This is a genomic window from Sharpea azabuensis DSM 18934 (genome assembly GCF_000702165.1).
Taxonomy (GTDB): domain Bacteria; phylum Bacillota_I; class Bacilli_A; order Erysipelotrichales; family Coprobacillaceae; genus Sharpea; species Sharpea azabuensis.
This window is the reverse complement of sequence record NZ_JNKU01000063.1, coordinates 1-9,748: the sequence shown is the minus strand read 5'-3', so window position 1 is coordinate 9,748 and position 9,748 is coordinate 1. Positions and strand designations below refer to the sequence as shown.

Genomic DNA, 9,748 nt, shown 5'->3' with positions numbered 1-9,748 from the left:
ATGAATTTCTTTCTTTAGGCTTGAGAGCTTCTTGCCCGTTAGCTTTATAGAGATTCGACCATTCACGTATTCTGTTGTCACCATTTTTCCCCATATCTAATTCAAAGGCAATATCAACTGCTGATTTCTTTCCTGACTGATAATCCAGTACAGCCTGAAGTTTCTGTTCAAATGTATATTTTGCTTTTCTTCCCATAATAAAACCCCCTAAAAGCAGGGCAGTACATTTTGTGTATTTGTACTGTCTACCTTTAGGGGATCATATCAATCCGCTTTAAAATAAAGATGGCAGTTCGGATGGGAGTCGAACCCACGACCTTCCGCTTAGGAGGCAGACGCTCTATCCAACTGAGCTACCGAACTAAATAGAATTAACCAAAAAACAATGGCAGTTGTTAACCAACTGCCATTTTACTAAGAATTTTTTACACTTTCAAGTACTGTTTTCTTTTCTTTCTTTGCTTCTAGAAAAGCATCAAAGCGTACATAGACAACATAATATAAAACAATCGCAATCACAACTGCACCAAGTGCATCAAGGACTGAGTGCTGTTTTATAAACATTGTTGATAAAGTAATCATGATGGCTGAAGCAATCGCAAAGATTTTCATCTTTGTATTGCCTTTAAAGCGTTTAGACTTAATTAAGGCAATGGCACAGCCAATAGAGTTATATACATGAATACTTGGGAAGACATTCGTTGGCTTATCAGCTGTATAAACGATATTGAGGAAGAACTTCTCAATAGGTGTTCCTGTTATCACAGCTGGTCGATAGGCAAAGGTTGATGGGAAGATGGTAAAGATAATCAGACATATCGTCATCCCACCAAACATCATCGCACAAGCCTTATACCATTCATTCTTATCATAGAAGAAGACAAAAAGGAATGTGCCAAAGACAAAGAGAAACCAATACATATAGAAATCCACAAACCAAGGGACAAAAGGAATAATATGATCAAGATGTACAGATACATCATGAAATCCTGTCATGTCTCTTTGTTGGATACCGAAATACCATGGTAAATAATCAATAAAGTAGATAATGGCAACCCAGATATATTTATGAGTGTTGTAGAATTTTTTTATCATTTTCATCACCTAGGTGCCATTCTACCAAATTCATATGCTTTTCTCAACCGCAAATTATTGACATTTAATCGTTGTTTTTAGTTGAAATGGAAAATCTTCTGAGCAATTGTATAGCCCGAACTTAGGATTTTGTTGCCAACCTTGCCTCTAAGCTGCATGGCTGTGCCTAGGGCCGTACGTCTGACCTGCTTGTAGAGTTCAGGACGAGTTGTCTTGAGATAAGTCCATAATTCATCACGCTTTGCGAGATTCTCTTTACTGCCACTCTTGACAAGAAGTACAGTTGTCACGGTTGTAATCATTGTCAGGTAATGAATCATATATTTACGCATTTTACGTGATTTGAGCTTTGTAACATCAACAGCATCAATCATACGCTTGTTGACTTTGATTTGCTGGTCAATACGGCCAATCATTACCTTTTCATTAACTGACTGGTCTTCTCTACCAATAAAGTAATGATAGAGATCGACATCAAGATAATACATTGTTTTGACATATGGCAATGGTTCATAAACAAAGAGATTATCGACATAGAATGTATGGGCAGGAAGTTTTAAGCCACTCTCTCTCAACATTTCTGTACGATAGATGACTGAATGCATCAAGATATTCTGACTTGGCAAGAAATGCTTCATATCATACCAGCGGAATAAGCGTCCTACTGGCATACAGTTTGTATATTTAATGACATGCTGACTGTTTTCACTAGGTTTGTCATAGATATAATTGACAATCATCATGTCCAGTTCATCAGCTTCAAAAGACTTTAACGTACGAATGACCTGCTTAAGAGCATCAGGATCAAACCAGTCATCAGAATCAAGAACTTTAAAATACTGACCTGTGGCATAACGGATGCCAGTATTCACAGCTTCACCATGACCACCATTTTCCTGATGAATGCATCTGATGACATCTGGATATTCTTCTTCTAAGGCATCACCGATTGCTCCGGTGCGATCTGTTGAACCATCATCTACAATAATGATTTCAACATCATCACGACTACCTAACAGGCTCTTTACAGCATTTTCCATATAATCTTCTGAATTATATGAGGGAATTGTTACTGTAAGTAATTTCATGAATTTTTCCTCCTATTATGACAAGCAATTTGTCTTTTACTTTTACTCATCATACAACATCTTACCTATTCACGCAAACATCTTCATCCCAAGCCCATAAATACCATACTTTTAGCTAGTATTTCACAGCCTTTTTTGTTAGAATTTAGAAATGAGGTGGAAGAAAATGGAAGAAAAATGCACTATACAATATAAAAAATATCTACAAAACTTCATACATATATTCCAATATATCAACATCATTTTTATCATTCTAGGCATCATCGCAATTGTCGCGCCTCTGGAATGGGGCTTTAAATTAGCGGGTGTGCTTTTGGTTATTTTAGCCGGTTGTATCAGTTATTTGATGTATCAGACAAGATCATTTGAACTTACTTTCGATAAAGAGAATTGGTCTTATCGCAACTATACTTATCGCTATGATGAAATCAAGAGCTTTGTACAGACTGATCGTCACTTTGAAATCACAACGGATAAGAAGATTGTGCTTGATATCATGAACTTCGAAGTTGAAAGCTTAAGTGAAATGCTGGAAGTCCTGGCAAATCATAATATCATACCAGAAGAAGTAGAAAACACTTCAGCACTCAATAAGCTCTTCAGTTATAAGAACATGCGTATGATTACATTAGTCTTTGCAGCTATTGACTGGCTCTATCTTCTATTTGCCTTTAAGAAGGTATCTAATATGCTTGTTGTAGCGGGCGTGCTTTCTCTTGTCCCACCAATCTTCTTTGCGATATTCTATATTTATCGCTTATTAAGAGGAGATTTGGAAGTTCTCGATAAGCTTTCTACAAATCTCATGATGGTCTTCTTGCTTCCTATTATTGCTGGATTTATTGTCATGTATACAAACTTCTCTATTTCAAAGTTTACATTAGCTCTTGTTGTTACAGGTGTCTTCTTCATCTTCTTTATGATATACTATACGATGTTAAGAACACTTGTCGCCTCACCTGCTCATCGTGTCTTTATCTACTATGTCCTTTTCTTCACAGCCTTTGTAATTTTCTGGTCAAATAGCACTTTACCTCCAGATCATGTTGTTATCTCTCAAGCAACAATCACCAACAAGCGCTATATGGATGCCTCAATGGGTAAAGGCTATCAGCTCAATGCCCGCATTCCTGGAGAAAAAGTCAAGACATATAATGTTTCAAAAGACATCTATGAACACTATCAAAAAGGTGACACTATTGAAATTGAAACAAAAGTAGGAATATTTGGTATTTCTTCAAGTGAAATCAAAAAGTCCTAGCCCTCTTTATGAGAGCTAGGTTTTTTTATACAGCTTTAATAAGCTTAATATATTCATTTTCACTAATAATCTTTAAGTCCTGTCCGGCCTTCATTAAGCTAAGGGCTTTTTTGACTTTATTGTTTTTATTGCCATAACGGGCATTTTTATAATCCTTCATGCCTACTACAAGATAGTTCGTATGACTATTGACTTCTCTAGCGACAAAGGCATGAGCTTGATGAGTCATCTTTTCAAGTTCTGCACGTTCATTATGCAGTTTACCAGTAAAGACAATGGACATATTGCTTAAAGGATGAACAAGGGGATGCAAAGCAAGCAAGGCATGATCTGGTGAAATGATATTCTTATAGTAGCCTGGCTTCATAACACCGAGTTCAAGATGCATCTGTTCATGAAAGGAAAGTAATGTATCATAGTGATTATTATTCAACATTTTGACAAGAATGAAGGCACATGCCTTGGCATCACTTAAGGCATTATGAGCATCATTGAGTGGTACATTGTAGAATTCACTTAAGTCCGCAATATTATATTTCTCAAGTTCAGGACTAAGAATATGAGCAATAACATTTGTACAGCTCATGCGTAATGTTGGATAGGGAATATGAGCTTGTTTTAAGCAGGCTCTAATGTGTGCCATATCATTCTGGACATCATGACTGACCACAATCATGTCTTCAAAGAAATGGTGTATTTCTTCCCATACTTCTTTAAAAGAACGTTCTTTTTGCAAGCTCTTAGGCCTAATATGATGCACACCATAGCGATACTTATCAAAAGCTAGATTATGGGGTTTGACTAGAGAATAATAAGTATCGACAACACGTTTATCCTTTAAAACAACAATGCCAATACTACAGATCGAAGTAGGATCATTATTTAAGATTTCAATATCAAAGACAGTTATATATTCGCTCATAGAATACCTACAGCCTTCTTCGCATATTCATCTGCCATATCATTAAAATGATCACCAGAATGGGCTTGTACTTTCATAAAGATAATCTTAATCTTCTTGCTAGCATCCTTCATAAAAGCCGCATAAGCCTTCGTACCTGGCTTATTGGCTTGCCATTCTCCCTTCGCCCATTTCTCAATCCCCATATAATCATAATAAATCACAACACCATCATAGCCATGTTCAATCGCATAATTCACAGCTGACTCACTACCGGCAATCTCACCAGCTACATTACGCATACCAACATAATCAGGATGGTTACCCTTACCATAAAGAATCTCTTTAACCTTTCCTCCATCAATTAAGATAGCACCATAGCCATAAATCTTGTTTTTCGCATGAAAACTGCCATCAACATAGGCAATCAATCCATGATTCATAGGTGGCATATGGACTTCATCTTTCACAAAAGCTTCTGCTTCCTCTCTTGTCGTAAATGATTTATAGACTGCTCCCGGATATCCATTAACCTGTTGTTTACAAGCATCCCAGCTATTATAAACACCTGGACGCTTTCCTTTTCTTACTGCATAATACTTCATAAATATCGACCTCGTGATTATGATAGGGAGAAAACACGCTTTTGTCTAGTATTAGAGACGGGAAATTTGTATAATAGTACAAGAGGTGTTCATATGAAAATTGAGAGTAGATTTCTAAAATATATTAGTTTTGATACACAATCAAGTGAAGAATCAACAACATCCCCTTCTACTGATAAGCAGAAAGTCTTAGGGGAATTCTTAGCAGAAGAAATGCGTATCTTAAAATTGCAGGATGTTATGCAGGATGAATATGGTATTGTCTATGGCACAATTCCTGGTAATACGGATCAGGGTGATGTTATAGGCTTTATTGCCCACATGGATACAAGCCCTGACGCCAGTGGGGAAAATGTCAATCCCCAGATTATTCGTAATTATAATGGTCAGGTCATTACAATCAATGATGAAAAGAAGATGTATCTTGATCCAGAAGAATATCCAGAGCTCAAAGATCTTATTCATCATGACATTATTACGACTGATGGTACAACATTGTTAGGAGCTGATGATAAGGCAGGTATTGCGATTATTATGTCAGTTGCTGAATATATGTATCGTCATCCAGAATTCAAACATAATGATATCAAGATTGCCTTTACATGTGATGAAGAAGTAGGCAGAGGTACAGAACATTTCAACATTGAACGTTTCAATGCCGATTATGCCTATACCGTTGATGGTGGTGATATCAATCAGTATAACTTTGAAAACTTCAATGCCTACAAAGCAGTTGTCAGAATTACTGGTCAGTCATTCCATACCGGTGATGCGAAAGGCAAGATGGTGAATGCCCTGACAATCGCACGTAACTTTGACAGTATGCTTGGTGAAGCGAACCGTCCTGAAACAACGGAAGGTTATGAAGGCTTCTATCACCTTTATGATATACATGGTGATGTAGCAAGTGCTACTTTGACATATCTTTTACGTGAACATGATATGGATAAAATGCATAAACTGATGGAACGCATGAGTTCCACAGCTGATTATCTCAATACCATTCATGACAACAGTGTACAGATTGAATATATACATCAATATGACAACATGAAAGATATTATGATCAAAGTCCCTCAAATCGTTGAACAGATTGACATAGCTATGCGTGATTTAGGCATGGATCCAAGACCTACACCAATTCGTGGCGGTACTGATGGAGCTATGCTTTCCTATAAAGGCTTACCATGTCCTAACTTAGGTACAGGTGGCTATAACTATCATGGTGAATATGAATATGCATCACTGACACAAATGAAAAAGGGTGTTGAACTTATTCTTAGAATGATCAAGAACAATGTTGAAGCATAAAAAGAAGCATCAACCTTTATAGGGTTGGTGCTTTTATTTACAAAAAGAGAAGAAGATTAGTTTCTTGTCTGTAAACTTTTAATCTTGTCATGATAATAATAGAAGGAATCTTTTTTATAGCGTTTAAAGCTTCCCTGTCCACAATTATCAACATCTACATAAATAAAGCCATAGCGCTTATCGATATTACCCGTTGATAAAGCCATCAGGTCCATAACACTCCAAGGCAAGTAGCCGATGACATCTACTCCATCTTCAATAGCTTCAAGCATGGCATTGATATGGGCATCAAGATATTGTATGCGATAATCATCATGAATCGTGCCATCACTATTAAGTGTATCTTTTGCACCTAAGCCATTCTCAACAACCATAATAGGAATTTGATAGCGATCATAAGTTTCATTTAAGAAATAACGGAAGCCCTGCGGATCGATCTGCCAGCCCCATTCACTTGCCTTAAGATATGGGTTCTTGAGTCCAGCTACAAGATTGGCTGCCGTTTTAGGGGCATCTTTGTCATAGCCAATACAGTTTGTCATATAGTAGGAACATGCATAGAAATCAACAACACCTTTCTTAATTTCTTCTAAATCACCATCATAGATATCAATATGAATGTCATGTTCACGCATATATCGCAAGGCATAACCTGGATAATGTCCACGTATCTGAACATCGCTGGTGAAGTAGTGCTTCATTTGGCGATCCTGTTGCATGAGAAGGACATCATCAGGAGCACAAGTTAACGCATAATTGATCATTGAGGCTGTCATCGTACCAAAATGGAAATCAGGATTTATTGTTTTGCCTAGGCAAATTGCTTTTGCAGAAGCTACAAATTGGTGATGAAGAGCCTGGAAACGATTTCGTTCTGTATTGAGGGGTGATTGAATGGACGAGAAGATGCCTCCTGCTGTCATAATACCAAAAGGTACAAGCAGACAGTTCATTTCATTAAACATAATCCAGTATTTCACTTTATACTTATAACGCTTGAAGATGGTTTCACAATAGCGGACATAAAAATCAATCATTTCTCGATTGAGCCATCCCCCTTCTAATGCTCTTTTAAAAGGCGATTCATAGTGAGAGATAGTCACAACAGGTTCAATATGATAGCGACGTAATTCATCAAAGATGGCATCATAGAACTTTAGGCCTTCTTCATTTGGCTCTTTATCACCACCATTTGGGAAAATACGTGTCCAGGCAATCGACATACGATAGCTATTAATCCCTAGTTCACTAAAGAGCTTGATGTCTTCCTTATAATGATGATAGAAATCAACAGCTTGATGAGAGCTATAATAACGACCCGTAATGACACCCTTCGTCTCTACGCGATGGTTTTCACCTTGCGCCAAGACATCAATCACGCTTAAGCCTTTACCACCTTCATTATAGCCGCCTTCAATCTGATTAGCGGCTGAAGAAGCACCCCATAAAAAATCCTTATTCAACATTGAGTAATTTCTCTTTTCTTTTAATTTTGGAAGATGCAAGAACATCAACTTTCTTATATTGTGCTGAGTTTGTGACAATAATCGGTGTGACGCATTCATAACCCTGTGACTCAATCAATGCCTGATCGAATTCAAGTAATGTCTCACCCATCTTCACACGATCTCCCTGCTTAACATACGCCTTAAAGCCTTTACCATTTAAATTAACAGTATCCAAGCCAACATGAATCAATAATTCCAAGCCATCATCACGCTTCAAGCCAATGGCATGTTTTGTAGGGAAGATAGCCATGACTGTGCCATTAAATGGGGCAACAACCTTGCCTTCAGTTGGTTTAATCGCAATCCCCTGACCCATTGCACCACTTGCGAATGCTTTGTCTTTGACTTCTGAAAGAGGCATAATTTCACCAGTTAATGGAGAGACAATTTCATCTTTTCCTGACTGATCAAAACCCATAATGACAGTAATCACAGCAGTACCAATAAATGTTGCGATAACAGTAATAATGGCGCCAATAAATGAACGAGTTGTTCCAGCAAAGATAGGTAAAGAGATAAGTGATGGAGAAACAAATGAGAATGCAGTAACACTTAATAAGCCTGCTAAACAGCCACCAGTAAGTGAACCAATAAGCATCACAATAAATGGTCTCTTAAGCTTTAGGTTAACACCATATAAAGCTGGTTCAGTAATACCAAATAAAGCAGAGATTGTTGCTGATAAGGCAGTTCCTTTCATCTTCTTGTCGCGTGAACGTAAGAAGACGCCAAATGCTGCACCACCTTCGGCAATATTGGCAACAAGTCCACTAGGAACAAGAACCGCATCAAAGCCCTGCGTAGCAAACATTTGAATCATTAATGGAATTAAAGCATTATGCGTACCAGTAAAGACTAAGAATGGGAAAATTGCTGCATTTAAACCAACGGCAATCCAGCCCCACTTGTTCATCAAGTTGCAGAAGACCTGGAAGTAATCACCAGCAAATGTGCCTAAAGGACCAATGACAATCAACATGATTGGAGCAGTAATAAGAATAGTAAGCATTGGTCTTAAAAAGACTTTGACTAAATTAGGACAGATCTTTTCTGTCAACTTATTGACATATTTCATCAGCCAGACAGATAAAATGACTGGTAAAGCCTGAGCTGAATAGCTGACAAGTCTTACTGGAATATTGATAAATGAAGTATACTGGGCACCCTTAGCTGATAAAGCTGAGAAGTTTGGATGCAAGAGAATAGCCCCAAGCAACATGCCTAAGAACGGATCTGTATCCATCTTCTTTGCACTTGTATAACCGACAAATATTGGCAAGAAGTAATATACAGAGTCACCTAGAATATTCAATATCACATAAGTTGAACTCTTGTCGCTTAAAAGAGATGTGTTTAATAAAATCGCAATCAAGACTTTAATCATACCACATCCAGCAATCAAGGGAATAATAGGCGTAAATGAACTAATGAAGACATCTAATGCCCCACTGGCATATTCCTTAACCGTCTTCTTCTTTTTCACTTCAACCTTTTGAGTCTCACTACCAACAAGTTTATTCACTTCCTTGTAAACCTGTTCCACTTCATTTCCAATAACAACCTGGAACTGACCACCTGAAACAATGACATCAAGCACACCATCTAACTGACTAATCGCCTCTTTATTTGCTTTTTCTAAGTCATTCAATGTCATTCTCAGTCTCGTATAACAATGTGTATACGAAGCAATATTTTCTTTTCCACCGACAAGTTCAACGATGGATTTTGCAATATCTTTATAATCCATAAGTTTTCTCCTTCATTTCTTGAAACGCGTTTTCTTAATACAACACTATTTTAGAGAAAACACGCTTTTTCTTCGTTCACATTCTTACCTTTATAAAATAAAAAAATGGCTCTTCTGCACTATGTGTGGGTAGATTTTTATAAAAAATGATGAATATCTCCTTTAGTTATCGGTGATTATTGAAGGATTTAATAAATAAAAAACCATATGGTATTTTCTATAGCGTCCAAAC

The 9,748-nt window shown here is 37.2% G+C and carries 9 protein-coding genes and 1 tRNA gene; 2 read left to right on the top strand and 8 right to left on the bottom strand.

The annotated features are described in order from the left end of the window. The 4 genes from T529_RS0110990 to T529_RS0110975 form a co-directional block, all read right to left on the bottom strand. On the bottom strand, positions 1 to 196 hold a 196-nt coding region (locus T529_RS0110990), incomplete at its 3' end, for a hypothetical protein (protein WP_033163655.1). Between the two features lie 90 nt (positions 197 to 286). Next, positions 287 to 363, bottom strand: a tRNA-Arg gene (locus T529_RS0110985). 51 nt (positions 364 to 414) lie between these two features. Beyond that, the gene (locus T529_RS0110980) at positions 415 to 1,095 is read right to left on the bottom strand and encodes a phosphatase PAP2 family protein (protein ID WP_202962302.1); all 681 of its coding nucleotides are present in this window, start codon (positions 1,093 to 1,095) and stop codon (positions 415 to 417) included. 77 nt (positions 1,096 to 1,172) lie between these two features. Next, a complete protein-coding gene (locus T529_RS0110975; RefSeq protein ID WP_033163653.1) occupies positions 1,173 to 2,183 on the bottom strand; it encodes a glycosyltransferase family 2 protein in 1,011 nt (336 codons plus the stop codon). A gap of 166 nt (positions 2,184 to 2,349) precedes the next feature. Between T529_RS0110975 and T529_RS0110970 the strand changes: the two genes are divergently transcribed. Next, on the top strand, positions 2,350 to 3,444 hold the full coding sequence (locus tag T529_RS0110970) for a hypothetical protein (protein WP_033163652.1): 1,095 nt from the start codon (positions 2,350 to 2,352) through the stop codon (positions 3,442 to 3,444). 25 nt (positions 3,445 to 3,469) lie between these two features. On the opposite strand, the gene T529_RS0110965 is transcribed toward T529_RS0110970, so the two are convergent. After that, positions 3,470 to 4,366 carry an exonuclease domain-containing protein gene (locus tag T529_RS0110965; RefSeq protein ID WP_033163651.1) on the bottom strand — a complete coding sequence of 299 codons (897 nt, stop codon included), beginning with the start codon at positions 4,364 to 4,366 and terminating at the stop codon, positions 3,470 to 3,472. Next, positions 4,363 to 4,950, bottom strand: coding sequence for a ribonuclease H1 domain-containing protein (locus T529_RS0110960; RefSeq protein WP_033163650.1), 588 nt, complete (start codon positions 4,948 to 4,950; stop codon positions 4,363 to 4,365). Before T529_RS0110960 ends, T529_RS0110965 begins: the two co-directional genes overlap by 4 nt. A 93-nt stretch (positions 4,951 to 5,043) precedes the next feature. Between T529_RS0110960 and pepT the strand changes: the two genes are divergently transcribed. Continuing rightward, positions 5,044 to 6,261: a peptidase T gene (pepT, locus tag T529_RS0110955; protein ID WP_033163649.1), complete on the top strand. Its 1,218-nt coding sequence runs from the start codon at positions 5,044 to 5,046 to the stop codon at positions 6,259 to 6,261. Between the two features lie 56 nt (positions 6,262 to 6,317). Here the strand turns inward: pepT and T529_RS0110950 are convergent, their stop codons facing one another. Both T529_RS0110950 and T529_RS0110945 read right to left on the bottom strand, forming a co-directional pair. Continuing rightward, positions 6,318 to 7,727, bottom strand: a complete 1,410-nt coding sequence (locus T529_RS0110950) for a glycoside hydrolase family 1 protein (protein WP_033163648.1) — start codon at positions 7,725 to 7,727, stop codon at positions 6,318 to 6,320. Continuing rightward, positions 7,717 to 9,516 carry a beta-glucoside-specific PTS transporter subunit IIABC gene (locus T529_RS0110945; RefSeq protein WP_033163647.1) on the bottom strand — a complete coding sequence of 600 codons (1,800 nt, stop codon included), beginning with the start codon at positions 9,514 to 9,516 and terminating at the stop codon, positions 7,717 to 7,719. The genes T529_RS0110950 and T529_RS0110945 overlap by 11 nt, the downstream gene beginning before the upstream one ends. Positions 9,517 to 9,748 lie beyond the last annotated feature (232 nt).

What these genes read in the sequence shown, in the direction of transcription:
- T529_RS0110980 (WP_202962302.1), bottom strand. Translation starts at nt 1,095, where the DNA reads ATGATAAAAAAATTCTACAACACTCATAAATATATCTGGGTTGCCATT.
- T529_RS0110975 (WP_033163653.1), bottom strand. Translation starts at nt 2,183, where the DNA reads ATGAAATTACTTACAGTAACAATTCCCTCATATAATTCAGAAGATTAT.
- T529_RS0110970 (WP_033163652.1), top strand. Translation starts at nt 2,350, where the DNA reads ATGGAAGAAAAATGCACTATACAATATAAAAAATATCTACAAAACTTC.
- T529_RS0110965 (WP_033163651.1), bottom strand. Translation starts at nt 4,366, where the DNA reads ATGAGCGAATATATAACTGTCTTTGATATTGAAATCTTAAATAATGAT.
- T529_RS0110960 (WP_033163650.1), bottom strand. Translation starts at nt 4,950, where the DNA reads ATGAAGTATTATGCAGTAAGAAAAGGAAAGCGTCCAGGTGTTTATAAT.
- pepT (WP_033163649.1), top strand. Translation starts at nt 5,044, where the DNA reads ATGAAAATTGAGAGTAGATTTCTAAAATATATTAGTTTTGATACACAA.
- T529_RS0110950 (WP_033163648.1), bottom strand. Translation starts at nt 7,727, where the DNA reads ATGTTGAATAAGGATTTTTTATGGGGTGCTTCTTCAGCCGCTAATCAG.
- T529_RS0110945 (WP_033163647.1), bottom strand. Translation starts at nt 9,516, where the DNA reads ATGGATTATAAAGATATTGCAAAATCCATCGTTGAACTTGTCGGTGGA.